General features: G+C 66.6%; 17 protein-coding genes. 6 read left to right on the plus strand and 11 right to left on the minus strand.

Going from position 1 to position 17,099, the window contains the following annotated elements:
- Positions 1 to 73: 73 nt before the first annotated feature.
- The 5 genes from KXV01_RS01515 (at position 74) to KXV01_RS01535 (ending at position 5,668) form a co-directional block, all read left to right on the plus strand.
- Complete coding sequence (locus KXV01_RS01515) at positions 74 to 781, plus strand: hypothetical protein (RefSeq protein WP_240458955.1); 708 nt, start codon at positions 74 to 76, stop codon at positions 779 to 781.
- Positions 781 to 1,320 carry a hypothetical protein gene (locus tag KXV01_RS01520; protein WP_240458956.1) on the plus strand — a complete coding sequence of 180 codons (540 nt, stop codon included), beginning with the start codon at positions 781 to 783 and terminating at the stop codon, positions 1,318 to 1,320. The genes KXV01_RS01515 and KXV01_RS01520 overlap by 1 nt, the downstream gene beginning before the upstream one ends.
- A gap of 71 nt (positions 1,321 to 1,391) precedes the next feature.
- On the plus strand, positions 1,392 to 3,614 hold the full coding sequence (locus KXV01_RS01525) for a methyl-accepting chemotaxis protein (protein ID WP_099494793.1): 2,223 nt from the start codon (positions 1,392 to 1,394) through the stop codon (positions 3,612 to 3,614).
- Positions 3,615 to 3,780: 166 nt separating this feature from the next.
- The gene (locus KXV01_RS01530; protein ID WP_005415760.1) at positions 3,781 to 4,149 is read left to right on the plus strand and encodes a glycine zipper 2TM domain-containing protein; all 369 of its coding nucleotides are present in this window, start codon (positions 3,781 to 3,783) and stop codon (positions 4,147 to 4,149) included.
- Positions 4,058 to 5,668 carry a hypothetical protein gene (locus tag KXV01_RS01535; RefSeq protein ID WP_181452405.1) on the plus strand — a complete coding sequence of 537 codons (1,611 nt, stop codon included), beginning with the start codon at positions 4,058 to 4,060 and terminating at the stop codon, positions 5,666 to 5,668. The genes KXV01_RS01530 and KXV01_RS01535 overlap by 92 nt, the downstream gene beginning before the upstream one ends.
- A gap of 44 nt (positions 5,669 to 5,712) precedes the next feature.
- Here KXV01_RS01535 and KXV01_RS01540 read toward each other — a convergent pair whose 3' ends face one another.
- The 5 genes from KXV01_RS01540 to KXV01_RS01560 all read right to left on the minus strand — a co-directional run bounded on the left by KXV01_RS01540 (position 5,713) and on the right by KXV01_RS01560 (position 11,393).
- Positions 5,713 to 6,840 carry an ABC transporter permease gene (locus tag KXV01_RS01540; protein WP_100477764.1) on the minus strand — a complete coding sequence of 376 codons (1,128 nt, stop codon included), beginning with the start codon at positions 6,838 to 6,840 and terminating at the stop codon, positions 5,713 to 5,715.
- Positions 6,837 to 8,024: an ABC transporter permease gene (locus tag KXV01_RS01545; protein WP_099494794.1), complete on the minus strand. Its 1,188-nt coding sequence runs from the start codon at positions 8,022 to 8,024 to the stop codon at positions 6,837 to 6,839. Before KXV01_RS01545 ends, KXV01_RS01540 begins: the two co-directional genes overlap by 4 nt.
- The gene (locus KXV01_RS01550) at positions 8,009 to 9,022 is read right to left on the minus strand and encodes an efflux RND transporter periplasmic adaptor subunit (protein ID WP_099494795.1); all 1,014 of its coding nucleotides are present in this window, start codon (positions 9,020 to 9,022) and stop codon (positions 8,009 to 8,011) included. Before KXV01_RS01550 ends, KXV01_RS01545 begins: the two co-directional genes overlap by 16 nt.
- Entirely contained in the window at positions 9,015 to 10,421 is a 1,407-nt protein-coding gene (locus tag KXV01_RS01555) for a TolC family protein (RefSeq protein ID WP_111096413.1), read from the minus strand. Before KXV01_RS01555 ends, KXV01_RS01550 begins: the two co-directional genes overlap by 8 nt.
- A 78-nt stretch (positions 10,422 to 10,499) precedes the next feature.
- Positions 10,500 to 11,393, minus strand: a complete 894-nt coding sequence (locus tag KXV01_RS01560) for a LysR family transcriptional regulator ArgP (RefSeq protein WP_099494797.1) — start codon at positions 11,391 to 11,393, stop codon at positions 10,500 to 10,502.
- Positions 11,394 to 11,499: 106 nt separating this feature from the next.
- Here KXV01_RS01560 and KXV01_RS01565 point away from each other — a divergent pair, with 106 nt between their 5' ends.
- A complete protein-coding gene (locus tag KXV01_RS01565; protein ID WP_099494798.1) occupies positions 11,500 to 12,114 on the plus strand; it encodes a LysE/ArgO family amino acid transporter in 615 nt (204 codons plus the stop codon).
- On the opposite strand, the gene map is transcribed toward KXV01_RS01565, so the two are convergent.
- The 6 genes from map to KXV01_RS01595 form a co-directional block, all read right to left on the minus strand.
- Positions 12,111 to 12,893 (minus strand): type I methionyl aminopeptidase, encoded by a 783-nt coding sequence (map, locus tag KXV01_RS01570; protein ID WP_049414149.1) that lies wholly within the window; start codon positions 12,891 to 12,893, stop codon positions 12,111 to 12,113. The two genes, KXV01_RS01565 and map, sit on opposite strands and share 4 nt — an antisense overlap.
- Positions 12,894 to 12,900: 7 nt before the next feature.
- Positions 12,901 to 13,113 (minus strand): ParD-like family protein, encoded by a 213-nt coding sequence (locus KXV01_RS01575; protein WP_006425741.1) that lies wholly within the window; start codon positions 13,111 to 13,113, stop codon positions 12,901 to 12,903.
- A gap of 68 nt (positions 13,114 to 13,181) precedes the next feature.
- Positions 13,182 to 13,541: a VOC family protein gene (locus KXV01_RS01580; protein WP_099494799.1), complete on the minus strand. Its 360-nt coding sequence runs from the start codon at positions 13,539 to 13,541 to the stop codon at positions 13,182 to 13,184.
- A gap of 140 nt (positions 13,542 to 13,681) precedes the next feature.
- Positions 13,682 to 14,566, minus strand: a complete 885-nt coding sequence (locus KXV01_RS01585) for a hypothetical protein (RefSeq protein WP_099494800.1) — start codon at positions 14,564 to 14,566, stop codon at positions 13,682 to 13,684.
- A 3-nt stretch (positions 14,567 to 14,569) separates the two neighbouring features.
- Positions 14,570 to 15,634: a GNAT family N-acetyltransferase gene (locus KXV01_RS01590; protein WP_099494801.1), complete on the minus strand. Its 1,065-nt coding sequence runs from the start codon at positions 15,632 to 15,634 to the stop codon at positions 14,570 to 14,572.
- A gap of 28 nt (positions 15,635 to 15,662) precedes the next feature.
- Complete coding sequence (locus KXV01_RS01595) at positions 15,663 to 17,063, minus strand: aminotransferase class III-fold pyridoxal phosphate-dependent enzyme (RefSeq protein WP_049414116.1); 1,401 nt, start codon at positions 17,061 to 17,063, stop codon at positions 15,663 to 15,665.
- Between the last annotated feature and the right edge of the window lie 36 nt (positions 17,064 to 17,099).

The raw sequence follows: 17,099 nt of genomic DNA on the forward strand, positions 1-17,099 counted from the left end.
TGGTAGGAGACAGGTTCTCCACCTATCTCCACCACTGGAGGCTGTACGAAGCAAGCGGCAGGGCGCCAAGGCGATGGAACTGGCCGGCGTTCCTGTTCTCGTCACTCTGGTTCTTCTTCCGGCGCATGCATGCGTGGGGCACAATCTGGTTCATCCTTTCGCCGTTACTGATGACCACCTTCGCGCTGCTGGGGCTGCCATGGTTGTCCTCGCTCTCTTTCGTGGTGTTCGCGTACTTGCAGGAATCCTGGCGAATCCGCTGTACCTGTCGCATTGCCGAAGGATTGTCCGCAAGGTTGATGCCGAGCATCGCGGGGCACATCGGCGGCACCTTGAGCTGCAGAAGGCTGGTGGTGTCAGCTACACCGCTCTGGTGATCGCCTTGGCGGTAACGGCCTCACAGAACACCCTGATCAAACTGATCGTTGGTTCGATATCAGAGCCAACGCCCACGCAGTCTGCTGTGCACGTGGCGGCGAACCCGCCGGATCTGCCGGACCCGCGAATAGAGGAAGCAGAGCGGGTGGCGTACCAGGAGCAAATGCGTGCGATCGCAATGACGGCGTGGCCAGCAGGTGTTCCCATTGAGGGCAATGCCTGCATTGTCGAGCTGCGGCTGGCGTCCCCGGGGCGAGTGCTGGAGGCCAATGTTCTGGAGCCGTGCACGTTGAGCGAGGCGCAGCGCGAGATGATGCTGGGCGAGATCAGGCGCACGGACTTCACGATCGAGGGAAAGATGCAGTTCTTCAACAGGCATACCCTCATCGGCTTGCGCAGGTAATGAGCATTTCGCTGTTTCTCGAGGTCGAAGCCGGTGCCGATCTGGATGCCGTGCTGCGCGCTCTGGACTCGATCCAGGCCGAGTACTCCGACGGTACTGACTGTACTGACGGTTTGCGTGGATATCTTCCAGCGTCCAACACCGGCTTCGGGTTCGGCATCGTCGACCCGCCGGAGGCACTCGCAGCGGAAGGGATTGAAGCCGAGTGGCAGGTGGGGCTGCTGGGCTCGTTTCATTTCCGCGCGAGCGGGTTTGAAAGTGCCTGGGAGGAAATCTGCCGCTTCATCAAGCGCTACGCCGCGATGTGGGGTTCCGGTTTGTGCTCTCGTTCCAGTTCGAGAGCGTCTATGCGGCAAGGCTCGGGAAGGATCTGGTCCTTCCGGGGCCTGCTGCACCGTAATGCTGGATACCGGAGCGGCAGGCCCCGGCCCGATCTCATTCTGACTATCAGTGGCGATATACCTTATGGATATAACACGTCCGTGGGTCGTCTGATTTCACACCTGTCTGCACAGTTCCAGAGTTTTGGATCGATATAATAATATCGCCCCATAAAGTTTCCCCTGCCCGCGCCGCCATCGATCGTACGGCCATGATCAAGGGAATTGAGATGCTCGCCTTACGCAACCTCCGAGTGGGATCCCGGCTGGGTGCCGGGTTTGGTCTGCTGCTGCTGTTCATCGTGGCCATCGTCGGCCTGGCGCTGTACGGAAACCATCTGAAGTCCGCCCAGTTCTCGAAAGTGGTGGACGTCAACATGGTGAAGATGCGGCTGTTGAACGAGATGCTGGATACCAACAACGCGGTGCTGATGCATCGCCGGCTGATGGTGATCAAGCGCGGCGAGGATTTCGACAAGGATTATCAGAAGGCGCAGGAACTGTCGCAGACCTACGACGGTATCTGGGCCAATTACATCAAGATTCCGCGCGACGCCACCGGCGATACCCTGGTCGCGAAGATCGACGCGGCACGCAAGGCCACCGACGCCTCCACCCAGCATCTGCACGAGCGCATGAAGGCCGGGGATTTTGACGGTGCGGCCAAGGAACTGCTCGCCGAGCACGGCCTGGCTACCGCGTGGAACGAGACGATCTCGACCCTGCTGCGGCATCAGGAGACACTGACCGCGCGCAGTCGCGAGGAATACCGTTCAACCGAGTCCTGGACCGGCACGCTGTCGATCGTGTTCGGTGTGCTGAGCCTGATACTGGGCTCGCTGGCCGCGTGGGCCATCACCCGCAGCCTGACCCGCCCGCTGGAAGGTGCGGTGAAGCTGGCCGACGGCATCGCCAACGGGCGGCTGGACAACAGCATCGACGCGTCCGGCAACGATGAGGTGACGCAGCTGCTCAGGTCGATGCAGCGCATGCAGGCGCAGTTGCAGTCGGTGATGGCGGCGCAGGGCGAGTTGGCCCGTCAGCACGATGCAGGCAGCCTCAGCTATCGCATGGACGAGAGTGCCTTCCCCGGCGACTACGGGCGCATGGTGCACGAGACGAATGCGCTGGTCGGCTCGCATGTGCAGGTGCAGAACCGGCTGATCGAAGTGATGAAGCACTACGCCCAGGGCGACCTGTCGGTGGACATGGATCCGCTGCCGGGCGAGAAGGCGGCGATCACCCAGGCAATGGACGAGACCAAGACCAGCCTTTCGGCGATCAACGGCGAGATCCGCCGGCTGGCGACGGCCGCGGCGGCGGGCGACTTCAGCCTGCGCGGCGATGAAGATCGCTTCGCCTACGATTTCCGCGACATGGTGGCCGGGCTCAATCGCTTGATGCAGACCACCGACCAGAACCTGGTACAGGTGTCGACCCTGCTGCAGGCGATCTCCCGCGGTGACCTCACCGTACGCATGCAGGGTGACTTCCACGGGGTGTTCGCCCGCATGCGCGATGACTGCAATGCCACCGTCGATCAGCTCAAGCAGATTGTCGGCCGCATCCAGTCCAGCGCATCCAGCATCAACCTGGCGGCAGGCGAGATCGCCTCGGGCAACACCGATCTGTCGCGGCGCACCGAGCAGCAGGCAGCGAACCTGGAAGAGACGGCTGCGTCGATGGAGGAACTGACCTCCACCGTGAAGCAGAACGCCGAGCACGCACGGCAGGCCAACCAGCTCGCCATCGGCGCGCACAGTGTCGCGTCAGAGGGCGGCGAGGTGGTCGGACAGGTGGTCACCACGATGTCGGCCATCGAAGCCTCGTCGAAGAAGATCGCCGAGATCATCAGCGTCATCGACGGTATCGCCTTCCAGACCAACATCCTGGCCTTGAATGCGGCGGTGGAGGCTGCGCGTGCTGGCGAGCAGGGCAGGGGCTTTGCGGTGGTGGCCAGTGAGGTGCGCACGCTGGCACAGCGCTCGGCCGGTGCGGCCAAGGAGATCAAGGGCCTGATCGAGGATTCGGTCGGCAAGGTCGCCGATGGATCGGCGCTGGTCCGCCAGGCAGGCACTACGATGGGCGAGATCGTGGCGTCGGTGCAGCGCGTGACCGACATCATGGCCGAGATCTCTGCCGCGTCGCAGGAGCAGAGCTCGGGCATCGAACAGGTCAACCAGGCGGTGGTGCAGATGGACGAAACCACGCAGCAGAATGCGGCGCTGGTGGAAGAAGCCAGCGCGGCGGCACGGTCCATGGCGGAGCAGGCCAACCTGCTGGCCGAGGCGGTTTCGGTGTTCCGCACCGGTGCGGCAACCGCGGCTGCAGCCGTGCGTCCGGCCCTGGCTGCGGTGGCCGCGACGGTCACTCCGGTGCGCAGGCCGGCGGCACTGTCGCCGCGCATCGAGCCGACGCTGGCCGCCAATGCCGGTGGTTGGGAAGAGTTCTAGGGGCGTGGCGCGCCAGTAGGGAGACGGCGCCCATCACGATGGCTGATCGTGATGGGCGCGGATTTTCTTCCTGAACGCGCGATGGCCGATGAGGTGGCGGACACGCGCATTTCACTTCCGGTTGCCGACCGCAGGAGGAGACTTGCGCCATACCGGAACTCAGGAGATGGCCATGAAGACCTCGACCCGATTGCTTGTGCTGGGCACCCTGCTGGCGGCTTCGTCGGTGGCCGGCGCGCAGACGTATGGCCCGCGCGATGAGGGACGCAAGTTCAACGACGGCAGCCGCGTGGTCTGCAAGAACGTGGAAGTGCAGCGCAACTCGCGCGATCCGAACCGCATTGCGGGTACGGCCACGGGCGCAGTGATCGGCGGCCTACTGGGCAACCAGGTGGGCGGCGGCAATGGCAAGAAGCTCGCTACCGTGGCCGGTGCTGTGGCCGGTGGCGCGGCCGGTCGCCAGATCCAGGGCAACAGCCAGCAGAAGAACGGCGACCGCGTGGTCGAGCGCCGTTGCGAGCGTGTCTATCGTTGATCGGTTGCCGTCCCGCCCTGTCCAGCCCTTCCACAGTGCAGTACTCGAACGCCGGCCCCGCGCCGGCGTTCATCGTTCCGGACCTGTATCGCTGACTCCGGCGTCGTGCCTATACTGCGCCGACTCAACGGATGAACGTCCAGTGAACGAATCGGCTCCAGCTCCCCAAGCGGCACCGCTCGCCAGGCATGACCCGATACCGGAAGCGATTGCCCATCCCCATCGGGTGCGTGATCGCACCGATGAACTCGAGCTCTTCATTTCGGGCCTGCTGGCGTTCGCACTGCTGGCCGTGCCGGGTTATCTGTTCGACGCCTGGGCGCGCAGCAGCCTGCACACCGAAGGCATGTACTTCCAGATGCTCTGGTTCGGTTTCAGCATCAGTGTCGGCATGTGCTATGTGCTGGCAGTGGCCTTGATCATCCACCTCACGGTGCGCGGCTACTGGATCGGGCTGATCGGCCTCAGGTCGCATTTCCCCGATGGCATTGACTGGGGGCGCCTGCCAAGAATGGGGGCGGTCACGCGCGCCTTCCTGCAGGCCCGGGACGGAGGCCTTGATGGCAGCATCGAACGTGCCGACCGGCTGGCGACGATGCTGTTCTCGACCACCCTGCTTGCCGTACAGACATTGGCGGGCACGCTGGTGCTGGCCGTTCTGACGCTCGGTGTGTCGATGGTGATCGGCGCGCTGTCCGGTGGCGCCGATCATGTCGCCATGCTCGCCCTGTGCACCGTGCTGGCCGCAATGTTGGCGCTGGCTGTTACCCCCGGGATCCTGGAAAAGATCGTGGCACGGCGGCAGGCGCGCGGGCAGCCCCATGAGCGACCGCAGCAACTGCTGCAGGGCATGCTGGCGGCACTGCAACGGGTTCCGCTGTTGCGCCTGATGCAGACCATGCAGCTGACCATGCAGAGCAACCTGCGCTCGCGCTCGTTCATGGCGGCCTACCTGTTCGCGGTGCTGGTGGCGATGCTGCTGGCGGCCGTGCAGGTGATGGCGTCGTTGAAGTTCTCGCTGTTCAACCGTTACCAGATCGTCACGGAAGCGGCGGTTGAGCACGGCATGCTGAGTGCGCATTACGAATCGATGCGTTCGGCGCATGACCAGCTGCTGCCGTACCCGATGATCCCGTCGGACACGATCAGCGGTGCGCAGCTTCGTTTGTTCATTCCGCATCGCCCGCAACGCGACAATCCGCTGGCGCGCCAGCATTGCACCGCACTTCCGGACGCGCGCAATGAGGCCACCGGGCAACAGGCCGCCAATGCCGCAGTGGAGTGCCTTTCCCGGCTCTGGCAGGTCAAGCTGGACGGCACCCCGGTCGACCTGCAGGGCTTCGTGCCCATGGAGCGGCGTGACCTGGATATGCGCGGCCTGGTGGGGTACCTGCCTACCCGGGGGCTCGCACCCGGACGCCATGACCTGGAACTGGTGTGGAATGCTGCAGGCGGCGAGCGGGGGGCCGGACGGCGGCGCGCGTTCCGCATCCCGTTCTGGTATGCCCCGGATCCATGAACGATGGATCAAAACGGCCATGCCGCGCCGCTTGAACCGGCCGCTTACGACTTGATTCCCTCCGTCCCCTTTTTGGCGAGGAGGCGCCAGGTGGCGAGGCTGCCGTAGAGCAGCAGCAGGACGGTGAGGGTGATCAGTTCGTGGCTGACGTCGGCCAGGCGGGCGTCCATCTGGTTCAGGCGCACCATCAGGTTGATGCCCGAGGTGGTCGGCAGCAGCTGTGCCAGCCAGACCAGCGGTTGCGGCGTCATCACCGCCGGCCATGACAGGTTGGCCAGGAAGAACAGCGGGATCGAGGTGGCGATGATGTACTGGAAGGCGCGCTCGCGGGTGCGGAAGAAGCTGCCGACGAACAGGCCGAAGGCCACGGTGGCGGCGATGAACAAGGTGCCGCCCAGCAGCTGGCCCATCGGGTTGCCGCCGCGCGGATAGTCCTGCACCCAGGCAGTGAAACCGGCGTACCAGAACAGGCCGAACAGGCCGATCAGGCCGAAGCCCAACGCCATGCCGGCCAGCGTCGGCAGGTCGAAGCGCAGGCGCCGGCCCAGTGCGAGGCGGCGGCCGCCGAGCAGAACACCGATGCCCATCAACAGCGTCTGGTGCACGATCAGCTCGGCCACGCCGGGCACGATGGCGCTGCCATAGCCTTCCTGCGTGTTGTACAGCGGGCGCTGCACCAGGGTGACCGGCGGTGCCTGCGGCGCACCCATGAAGGCGGCCTGGCCGACCACGGCATCACGCCCGAACGCACCCAGCGCATCAGCTACGCTGCCCAGCACCCAGCTGGCGCGGCCCAGGTAGGCACCGTTGCCAAGCAATACCAGCCTGGCCGGATGGCCGCGCAGGATGTCGCGCTCCAGGTTGGCCGGGATCACGACGATCCCCTCGGCATGGCCGGCTTCCAACTGCCGGCGTGCGCTGTCGACGTCCGCCGGTTGCCCGACCACGCGCGCAACGCGCAGTGCGTCGAGCTTGCGCAGCAGCTCGCGGCTGGTCGCGCTGTGGTCTTCGTCCACCACCAGCACCGGCAGGTTGCCGGCCACCTGGTGCCGGTAGGCGGCTGGATAGAAGAACGAGTACAGGATCACCGCACCGACCATCACCACGATCGCGTAGCGGTCGCACAGCACCGCCATCAGGGTCTGCCGCAGGCTGCGCCAGAGTACGCTCATGCGTCAGCCCCTGCGGATTGTGCGGCGGCAGGCGTGCGTGCAAAGGCGATCAGGCGCAGGCCGCCGATGCCACCGGCCACCACCGTCATCAATAGCAGCGTAGCCAGTGGCCATGCCGAAACCTGCAGCGGCGAGCCGATGAACTGCTGCTGGGTCTGCAGCTTGATGTAGGCGCTCAATGGCAGCAGCTGGTGCCAGACGCGGGTAAACAACGGCCCGTCCAGCACTGGGAAGGTAGCGCTGGAGAACGCCAGTGCGGTGCCGATGCTCAGACCGACCGCCGACAATGCGGTGCCCATGTCGCGGGTGACGCCGACGAAGAACAGCGCGTAGGCGGCCGTGGCCAGGTAGAACAGGGGTTGTGCGATCAGCAGCAGAAGCACGCTGCCGGCCACACCATCTCCGCGCAGCCAGGCCAGATAGCCGATGCCGAGCGCGCCATACAGCGAGAACAGCAGGAGGTACGGCGCGACCTTGCCGGCAATCGCCGACCACGGCGTTCGAGCCAGCCAGGCGGGCAGGGTGCCATCGCGGATCTCGCGGCCGAGGCTGCCGGCCACGGCAAGTGCCAGTACCAGTGACAGCACCGCCGGGAAGATCAGTGGCAGCAGGAACAATTCGTAGCTGCGCGCCGGGTTGTAGAGGATGTCCGACTGCACCGCGATCGGCGCCGCGCGCAGCTTGCCCGGGCCGACCTGCAGGCCGATGCGCTCGCGCAGCAGGCGCGCGTTCCATGCGGAAACCGCGTCGCCGATGTCGCGCGCCGCCGACTGGCCGGTGGTCATGTAGGTGGCGTTGTAATAGGCGAACACCGTGCCCTGGCGTCCACGCAACGCCTGCCGGGTGACATCGCGCGGCACCAGCACGATGGCGAACACGTCCAGGCTGCGCAGCTGCGAACGTGCCTCCTCCAGGTCCGCTGGCTGGCTGGCGACGCGTACGCCGGGACTGGCGTCGAGCATGCGCAGCAGCAGGCGGCTGTCACTGCTGTGGTCAAGGTCGACCACAGCAATCGGGATGTCGCGCATCACTGACGGCGTGAACATCCATGCCATCACTACCAGCATCAGCAGTGGCAGCAGGGTCACCAGCAGCAGGTCGGCACGGGTGCCGCGCAGCGACTGCAGCTCGCGCCGCCACGAAGCGGCGAAGCCGTTGCGGTCCGGGCTCAGTGCTGGGGCCATGCGAACAGCACGCTCATGCCGGGGCGGAAGCCCTCGATGCGGCGTACTGGGCGCACCCGCACCTCGAAGCTGCGGACGTCATAGCCGGACGACTGGCGGGTGGTACGCCAGGTTGCATAGTCACCGGCCGGATTGATGAAGTAGACCTCGAACTCGCCATCCAGGCCCAGCGCCGGCACGCTGCCCTGCAGCCTGCTGCCGACCTTCAGGCCCTGCATCTGCGATTCGCGCAGGTTCATCGCCACCCACATGCGGTCGATGTCGACCAGGGTGAACACGGGATAGCCGGCTGGCACCAGCTCGCCCGGGTCGGCCATGCGCTTGTTGATCTCGCCCGCCACCGGCGCGCGTCCCTCCACTTCGGCACGCGCCGCGTTGACTTCGGCCACCGCGCCCTGCGCCTGCTGCACCTGGCCCTGCGCGGCGCGCTTGTCCTGCTCGCGGGCGCCGGCCAATGCCATGTCGTACTGCGCGCGGGCGGCGCGGGCCAGTTCGCGCGAACTGGTGGCCTGGGCGTGCGCTTCATCGCGCTTCTGCCGGGTCATCACCCCTTCGTTGAACAGGTTCTGCACGCGCCGGTAGGTGGCTTCGGCCAGCGTCGCGCCGGCTTCGGCCCGCTTCCAGTTCGCTTCGGCGGCGCGGATGTCTTCGCTGCGCGCGCCTTCGTCGGCCTTGTCGGCCACCGCCTGCGCAGCCGCCAATGCGCCGTGCGCCTGCTGTTCCTTGGCAGCCACTTCGGGGCTGTCGAGCAGGAACAGCACCTGCCCGGGCTGCACGCGATCGCCCTCGCGCACCTTCAGCTCGGCCACGCGCGCGGTGATCTTGGCGGCCACGTTGATCGTGTCCGCATCGGCCATGCCCTGGATCTGGTCGGCCGGGCTGCGCCAGGCCAGCCACAGGCCCAGCACCACCGCGACCAGCAGGACCACCAGCAGGATCGGTCCCAGCCGTCGCTTGCCGGGGGGCGTCGTCGCATCGTCGTGCAGCACATCACTCATGGTCGATCACCTCGTCCGCACGCCGCCGGAATTCTTCGAAACGGTCCATCTGTCCACTGATCTCCAGCAACTGTGCCAGCGCAATGTCGTATTGGTAGGCGGCCTGTGCGCGCTCGACACGGGCACCGCCCAGGCCGAGCCGCGCGTCGATCACATCCAGCGAGGTGGCCTGGCCTTCGCGGAACGCCAGTTCCTGCAGGCGCAGGTTTTCCTGTGCCTGGGCGATGCTGCTGTCGAGCAGCACGAACTGCTGGCGCGCGGTTTCCAGTTCGTTCCAGGCCTTGCGCACGCCCAGTGCGACCTGGTTCTCGGCCTCGCGCAGGCCGGCTTCGGCCTGCTCCTGCTGCGCACGTGCCGCGCTGATCTGCGCCGGCCGCGAGTTCGGCGACAGGAAGGTGTACTTCAGGCCGATGCCGAACGCCCAGTCCGGATCGGTCAGCATTTCGTCGCGGCGGCGGAAGTCATACTGGCCGAACGCGAAGATCTGTGGCTTCAGCTTGGCCTGCTGCACGCGCACGCCCTGTTCGGCCTGCGCCACCATCGCCCGCAGGCGCGCGATCTGCGGTTGCCGTGCCTGCGCGGTGCGCTCGAAGCTGGCCACCGGTTCCAGCGGCACGCGCTGCACGAACAGCGGCGACACCGGCTGCACCTCGCCGCCACTGCGCAGCAGCGTGGCCAGTGCGGCCTTCAGCGTAGCCAGATCATTCACCGTCTTCTGGTATTCGCGCTCGGCCTTGTCGCGGGCCACGGTGGCCTGCAGGCGCTGGGCGCGGGTGGCGAAGCCCTCGCGTTCCAGCTTCTCTGCGTCGGACAGGTGGCGGTTGAGGCCGTCGCGTACGTCGCGGCGCACGTCCACCGCCTGCTCGGCCAGGCGCTGGCCGAAGTAGGCCTGGGCCAGCTGCACGGTCAATGATTGGCGCTGTACCTCGCGCTCGGCGCTGGCCTGTTCGTGGGCGGCGCTGGCGGCACGTTGCGCGGCCGGAATCACGCCGCCGGTGTACAGCGGCAGCACCGCGGTGACCACTGGGCGGGTGCGCCAGTCGCGTTCGGTGAACGACAGCGGCGAGTCGATGCCAAAGGCCTCGGCGACAGGCGCCAGCGAACCCAGTGGCAGGGTGAGGGTCTTCTGGAACTGCAGCCTGCGTACTTCGCCGGTGATTTCCGGCAGGCGCAGCAGTCGGGTGGCGTCCTGCAGGTCCCGCTTGTTGCGTACCGCTGCATCAGCGGCGGCCAGCGCATCGGAGACCTGCTCCAGGCGTTGGCGTGCCTGTTCCCAGTCCAATGCGGGGGCGTCGTTGCTGTTCTGCGCGGACGCAGCGATTGGCAGGAAGGTCGCCAGCACCAGCGCCAGCGCGGCCTTCGCGCGGTGCATCCTTGTACGTCGGCCGATCACGCCCATGCCGTCCCAGTGGTAAAGAAGTGCACAAACGGTAGTGCGCGTGGCGTGAAGCCCGGGTCTGCGGTCATCGGATCGTCCTCAACGAAGGGTGCCGCTGGCCGCAGTGCGCAGCGCCTGGGTGATGTGCTGCAACGTGCTTGAGCGCACGGCGGCATGTTGCCAGTACAGCGGCACGTCCAGCCAGCGGCGGGGTTCCAGTACCACCACGCGGCCGGCGCGCACGGCGGGCGCGACCAGGGTTTCCGGGGCCATGCCCCAACCGAGTCCGCACGCGGCGGCTTCGACGAAACCGGTGGAAGAGGGCAGGTAGTGTAGCGGCGGCTGCAGGCGCGCGCGGGTCAGGCGCCGTACGAAGCGCCATTGCAGTTCATCCTTGCGGTTGAACACCAGCATCGGTGCGCGCGCCAGGGCTGCGGCCTGCATGCCATCGCTGAAGTACTGGCGGGCGAAGCCGGGCGAAGCGATCGCGTGGTAACGCATGGCGCCGAGCGGGTGCACGTTGCAGCCCTTCACCGGCTGGCTTTCGGCGGTCACTGCGCCGAGCACGCTGCCATCGCGCAGCAGCTGCAGGGTGTGGTCCTGGTCGTCCATGCGCAGGTCGAACAGGTAGCCATGGCGCTGGTGCAGGTCGGCGATGGCTGGGACGAACCAGGTGTCAAGCGAGTCGTCGTTGACCGCCAGAGGGATGGGCGTACGCGCAGCGTCGTCGCCACGCTCGGGTAGCAGCTCGGCCAGCGCCTCGGCTTCCAGTGCCTGCATCGGGCGTACCCGGCGCAGCAGCGCTTCCCCCGCGGCGGTTGGTCGGCAGGGTGCCTGGCGCACCACCAGGACCTGCCCGAGCCGGTCTTCCAGCGCCTTGATCCGTTGCGACAGTGCTGATGGGCTGATCGACAGGCGGCGTGCCGCGGCCTCGAAGCTGCCTTCTTCCAGCACCGCGGCAAACGCGGCCAGTTGTGGATGTACCAGATCCATGCCGGTGCCTCTTCAGTTTTCCTGCACAGGATAAAGAAAAATCAGATTGTCTAAACAGGCGCGGCGGCCGCACCCTGCGCGTCCCCTCGCTGCCTGGCCTGTCCTGATGTGGATCGCCGCTACCGCCGCCGGCCTGTTCGCAGGTGCCGGCCTGATCATCGCCATCGGCGCGCAGAATGCCTTCGTGCTGCGCCAGGGCCTGCAGCAGCGGCATGTGGGCAGGGTGGTGCTGGCCTGCGCCGGCGCGGACATCGCGTTGATCCTGGCCGGCGTCGGTGGCATGGGCGCGCTGGTGCTGCAGTGGCCGCTGCTGCTGCAGGTGCTGCGCTTCGGTGGCGCGGCATTCCTGCTCTGGTATGGCCTGCGGGCCGGGCTGCGCGCATGGCGCGGTGGTAGCGTACTGGCCGCCGCCGAGGCGCAGGCCGGCAGTGCGCGCCAGGTGCTGCTGACCTGCCTGGCCTTCACCCTGCTCAATCCGCACGTCTACCTGGATACCGTGGTGCTGCTGGGCAGCCTGTCCACGCGCTACCCGGGCGATCTGCGCTGGGCCTTCGCCGCCGGGGCCTGCGTGGCCAGCGTGGCCTGGTTCTGCACGCTGGGCTATGGCGCGCGATTGTTGCAGCCGGTGTTCCGCAGGCCAGGTGCCTGGCGGGTGCTGGATGCCGCCGTGGCGGTCTTCATGTTCTGCCTGGCGACACTGTTGCTGTTGCGTCCGCTCTAGGCCGCGTCCACCGCGCACAGTGGCGCTTCGCCGGGGCGCAGGGTCAGTACGCGCACACCGTTGCGGGTGACCGCCACCGTGTGCTCGAACTGCGCCGACAGCTTGCCGTCGCGGGTGTAGACCGGCCATTCGTCCGGCTGCTGGCGGATGGCCGGCTTGCCCTGGTTGAGCATCGGCTCGATGGTGAACACCATGCCTTCTTCCAGCACCCTGCCGGTGTTGGGATGGCCGTAGTGCAGGATCTGCGGTTCTTCGTGCATTTCCTGGCCGATGCCATGGCCGCAGTATTCCTTCACCACGCTGTAGCCGTGGCTGCGCGCGTGGCGGGCGATGGCGTGGCCGATATCGCCCAGGCGCGCGCCGGGGCGCACCGCAGCGATGCCTTTCCACATCGCCTGGTAGGCGGTCTGCACCAGCCTGCGCGCGGCGTAGTCGACCTCACCGACCAGGTAGGTGGTGCTGGAGTCGGCGATGTAGCCGTTCTTCTCCAGGGTGATGTCGAGGTTGACGATCTGGCCATTGCGCAGCACGTCGGTGGTGCTGGGTACGCCGTGGCAGACCACGTTGTCGATCGAGGTGTTGAGCACATACGGGAAGCCGTACTGGCCCTTGCTGGCCGGCCGCGCCTGCAGCTCATCGACGATCATGCGCTCGACGAAGTCGTTGATCTCCATCGTGCTGCGGCCCTGCAGCGGCAACGGGTCAAGCGCGGCGAACACCTGCGCCAGCAGGCGCCCGGATTCGGCCATCAGCGCGATTTCGTGCGGCTGCTTGATCACCGCCACGTCAGGCCCGCCCGGGTGCCAGCGCCTGTGGCTGCACGCCAGCCGCGCGCAGTTCGCTGGCGACGATGTCCTGGAAGCTCAGCGTGGGGTTCATTTCGCACAGCATGCCAACCCGGATCCAGAAATTGGCCTGGGCGTTGATCGAACGGCTGGAGACGGTGCAGGCACGGCGCAGCTGGTCGTGCAGGGTGTCATCGATGTTGACGATGCCCATCGGCGGTCCTGGTGGAATGGATATACGAAGCATATATGTTCCGTATATCCACCTCAAGCCCGCATCGTTCAGTCCACGTGGGTGGCAAAGCGCAGGCGGTTGCCGTCGGGGTCGCGCAGCAGCATTTCGCGGCTGCCCCAGTCGGTGTCATGCGGTGGCTGCTCGATCGGCACGTTGGCGGCGCTGAAGGCGCGGTACAGGCTGTCGACGTCGTCGACGATGAAGTACACCGCGCCGCCGACCTCGCAGTCACCGCTGTGCTCGGTGAGGAAGATCGTCTGGCCATCGCGGGTGAGCTGGGCGAACAGCGGGAAGCCGGACTCGAAGCGGTGTTCCCAGTCGACCACGAAACCCAGCCCCTGCACGTAGAACGGCAGGGTGGTGTCGGCGTGGCGCATGCGCAGTTGCGGGATGACGGTCTGGGGCATGGCGCGGGCTCCTGGGGCGGGAGCCCAGTGTAGTGCCGGCCGCTGGCCGGCATCCCGGCGAGCCTGGGAACGATGAGGTTGCCGGCCAGCGGCCGGCACTACCGAAGCCACGCCGGCCCGCGGCGGCACGATCGAGGCAGTCAACCGGCCGTCGGCACGGCGGCCATGGCTGCCAGCAGCTCGCGGTTCACCTGTTGGTGCCGTGCCTGCCAGACCGGCAGGTCCTCGGCGCTGATGTCGGGTTGGCCATCCAGCGACGACAGCCAGCGCTTGAAGCGGCTCTGGTAGTTGGCCAGCGAGACTTCGCCGGTGATGTCACTGCCGACCAGGCCACCGGCGCGCAGTGCTTCGATAACCACCAGTGCGTGTTCCAGCTGGAAGCGGCCCTGGTCCCAGTTGCTGCGCGCAACGTCCTCGGCGAATACATCCTTGTCGATCGACAGGTAGGTCGGCTGCGGGGACGTGGCCTGCTCGGCGGCGAACGCGGCGACCAGCGCCTCGGGATGCTCGAATCGCCGAAAGGCGTGGCCGATGCCGACGCGATGGCCCCAGCCCACGTCCACGTCCATGCACCAGTACGTCAGGCGTCCACCCATCAGCGGTCGCCAGTGGTTCTCCCAGGCATGACCGAGGCCGATGTCGCTGGAAGTGATGCCGAGCACATGGATGTGCGAGATCTGCGGCAGCTTGCTGGCGGCGTTCACCCACGAGCCGCAGTGCATGCCGAGCGGGAAACGCATGTTGTCCGGATGGTTGTCCAGCACCACCAGCTGGAACGGGGCATGCCCGCGCATGCGGCGCAGCAGTGGCAGGCTCAGGTGGTGGAAGTCGCCACTGCCGAGCATGACCGTTCCGAGCTGGGCCGGAAGCGGTGCCAGCACTTCAGCGGCGAAACGGTCGAGGGTGGCATCGCTGCAGGCGAAGCGCAGCGGATCGTGCCACTGCGGCAGGGCCAGGGTCTGCGCCTGTGGCAGCGGCAGCACGCCACCGTCCAGGTCCAGGATCAGCGGGGAACGCAATGGCATCGTTCAACCGCCTCCATCAGGTTCGCCCTGCAGGTACGGGGCCAGCTTGCGCAGGGCAGCGCGCAGCAGCGGGGAGCGGGCGTGGATCGCGTGCCGGGTGGAGGTGAAGCGGGCGCCCAGCTCGGCCTTGATCCGCGAGTCGGTCCAGCCGGCCACGTAGTGGCTCAGGCCGTGCTGCAGCGCGTACTCGAGGTTGTGCATCCAGCTGACCGCGTACAGGTTGTGCTCGCGTGATTGCGGGTAGGCCAGGCCGATGTACTTGTCCACCAGCTTTCCGGCGTGGATGTAGCACAGGTTCCAGCCGATCAGCCGGCCCTGGTGGCGGTACAGGAACATCCGTCCCTGGCCCTGGCTGTCGGCCAGCAGGTACTGGAAATAGGGCAGGTCGAGCTGGTCGAAATGCACCGCGCTCTGCGCGTATACGTCCAGGTACAGCGCGTACAGTTCGGCCTGCAGTTGCGGGTCGGCCAGGGCCGGGTTGCCGGTGGCGATGCAGTCGATCTGCAGGTCATCGCGCGAACGCAACTTGCGACGGATGTTCTTGCGGCGCGAGGATGAAAGGCGGCCGAGATAGTCCTCGAGCGAATCGAAATCGATCGCCACCCAGGCCAGCGGCATGCCTTCCAGTTCGACGAAGCCGCGTGCCAGCAGCCCCTGCAGGAAGGCGCCGCTGTGTGCGTTGGCGGCGTCGTCCAGCAGCGGTGAATCGATTGCCAGGTCCTTCACCACCAGCAGCCGGGTATCACCGATCGCGTGACGCGTCACGTCCTCGGCCAGCGCCTCCGGCGCGACGTGTGCCGGCAGCGGGGTGTACTCGGTGCTGGTGGCACCGACGAAGCGCGTCTTCCAGGTGATCCACGGCCGCCACAGGCGCGACAGCGGCAGGCCGAGCAGCTTGCTGCGCAGCGCGTCGTCCATCGTGGTGGTCAGGTCGAGTGGTGCACGGAAGGTCGGCAGGCCGCTGGGAAGGCGGCCTGCCTCGAAACCGAGCGGCGGGTGGGCCAGGAAGCCCTCCAGCAGCGCGGCCGGTTCCAGCGCGGTGCTGGATGCACGTGACGTCATCTCCATCGGCACGGGAACCGGCTGCGCATCGACCTCAGCCCTTGGCCTTGGTCAGCGCCTGGTCAAGCAGGGTGATCGCCAGGTCGATCTCTTCGTAGCTGATGTCCAGCGACGGCGCGAAGGTGATCACGTTCTTGTACCAGCCGCCCACGTCGAGCACGAGCCCCATGCGCTTGCCGTCGTGCAGCAGGCCACCGGCCAGGCCGATGTCGACCATGCGGTCCAGCAGCTCCTTGTTCGGGGTGTAGCCGTCGGCCTGGCAGATTTCCGCACGCAGCGCCAGGCCCAGGCCGTCGACGTCGCCGATTTCCGGGTGGCGCTTCTGCAGGCCGCGCAGGCCGTCGAGGAAGTACGCGCCCTTTTCCGGCACGGTGCGCTCGTAATCCATTTCCTTGCCCAGCTTCAGCACTTCCAGGCCCAGGCGGGTGCCCAGTGGGTTGGAATTGAAGGTGGAGTGGGTGGAACCCGGCGGGAACACGGTCGGGTTGATCAGCTCTTCGCGCGCCCACAGGCCCGACAGCGGGTTCAGGCCGTTGGTCAGCGCCTTGCCGAACACCAGCACGTCCGGGGTCACGCCGAAGTGCTCGATCGACCACAGCTTGCCGGTGCGCCAGAAGCCCATCTGGATTTCATCGACGACCATCAGGATGCCGTACTTGTCCAGCACGCGCTTGAGGCCGGTGAAGAAGTTGCGCGGCGGGATGACATAGCCACCGGTGCCCTGGATGGGTTCGACGTAGAACGCGGCGTACTCGGCCTGGCCGACCTTGGGATCCCACACGCCGTTGTATTCGCTCTCGAACAGGCGTTCGAACTGCCACACGCAGTGGTCGGAATACTCGTCCGGGGTCATGCCCTTCGGGCGGCGGAAGGGGTACGGGAACGGGATGAACATCGCGCGCTCGCCGAAGTGGCCGTAGCGGCGGCGGTAGCGGTAGCTGGAGGTGATCGACGAGGCACCCAGGGTGCGCCCGTGGTAGCCGCCTTCGAAGGCGAACATCAGGCTCTTGCCGCCGCGCGCGTTGCGCACGATCTTCAGCGAATCCTCGATGGCCTGTGCGCCGCCGACGTTGAAGTGCACGCGGCCGTCGAGGCCGAACTTCTCGTGCATGTCCACGGCAATGGTCTTGGCCAGCTGCACGCGGGTCGGGTGCAGGTACTGGCTGGCGACCTGCGGCAGGGTGTCGATCTGGTCTTTCAGGGCGTCGTTCAGGCGCTTGTTGCTGTAGCCGAAGTTGCAGGCCGAGTACCACATCTGCAGGTCGAGGTAGGGCACGCCCGCGCCGTCGAACATGTAGCTGCCTTCGCCGCGCTGGAAGATCTTCGGCGGGTCGACGTAGTGGACGGTGTCGCCGAAGGAGCTATAGCGGGCTTCGTCGGCCAGCAGCTGCGCATCGGAGGCAGCGGCGTCGGCGTTCTTGTCAAAAATGTTCATGCAGTTCGGTTCCGTGAAGGACGTTCGAAAGGGGTA

The sequence above is a fragment of the Stenotrophomonas sp. Ps181 genome (assembly GCF_025697425.1).
Classification (GTDB): Bacteria; Pseudomonadota; Gammaproteobacteria; order Xanthomonadales; family Xanthomonadaceae; genus Stenotrophomonas; species Stenotrophomonas sepilia.

Coding starts and splice junctions, on each gene's coding strand:
- KXV01_RS01540 (WP_100477764.1), bottom strand. CDS start 6,840: ATGAGCGTACTCTGGCGCAGCCTGCGGCAGACCCTGATGGCGGTGCTG.
- KXV01_RS01550 (WP_099494795.1), bottom strand. CDS start 9,022: ATGAGTGATGTGCTGCACGACGATGCGACGACGCCCCCCGGCAAGCGA.
- KXV01_RS01530 (WP_005415760.1), top strand. CDS start 3,781: ATGGCCATGAAGACCTCGACCCGATTGCTTGTGCTGGGCACCCTGCTG.
- KXV01_RS01545 (WP_099494794.1), bottom strand. CDS start 8,024: ATGGCCCCAGCACTGAGCCCGGACCGCAACGGCTTCGCCGCTTCGTGG.
- KXV01_RS01515 (WP_240458955.1), top strand. CDS start 74: ATGGAACTGGCCGGCGTTCCTGTTCTCGTCACTCTGGTTCTTCTTCCG.
- KXV01_RS01520 (WP_240458956.1), top strand. CDS start 781: ATGAGCATTTCGCTGTTTCTCGAGGTCGAAGCCGGTGCCGATCTGGAT.
- KXV01_RS01565 (WP_099494798.1), top strand. CDS start 11,500: ATGTGGATCGCCGCTACCGCCGCCGGCCTGTTCGCAGGTGCCGGCCTG.
- KXV01_RS01575 (WP_006425741.1), bottom strand. CDS start 13,113: ATGGGCATCGTCAACATCGATGACACCCTGCACGACCAGCTGCGCCGT.
- KXV01_RS01595 (WP_049414116.1), bottom strand. CDS start 17,063: ATGAACATTTTTGACAAGAACGCCGACGCCGCTGCCTCCGATGCGCAG.
- KXV01_RS01580 (WP_099494799.1), bottom strand. CDS start 13,541: ATGCCCCAGACCGTCATCCCGCAACTGCGCATGCGCCACGCCGACACC.
- KXV01_RS01555 (WP_111096413.1), bottom strand. CDS start 10,421: ATGGGCGTGATCGGCCGACGTACAAGGATGCACCGCGCGAAGGCCGCG.
- KXV01_RS01590 (WP_099494801.1), bottom strand. CDS start 15,634: ATGGAGATGACGTCACGTGCATCCAGCACCGCGCTGGAACCGGCCGCG.
- KXV01_RS01585 (WP_099494800.1), bottom strand. CDS start 14,566: ATGCCATTGCGTTCCCCGCTGATCCTGGACCTGGACGGTGGCGTGCTG.
- KXV01_RS01525 (WP_099494793.1), top strand. CDS start 1,392: ATGCTCGCCTTACGCAACCTCCGAGTGGGATCCCGGCTGGGTGCCGGG.
- KXV01_RS01560 (WP_099494797.1), bottom strand. CDS start 11,393: ATGGATCTGGTACATCCACAACTGGCCGCGTTTGCCGCGGTGCTGGAA.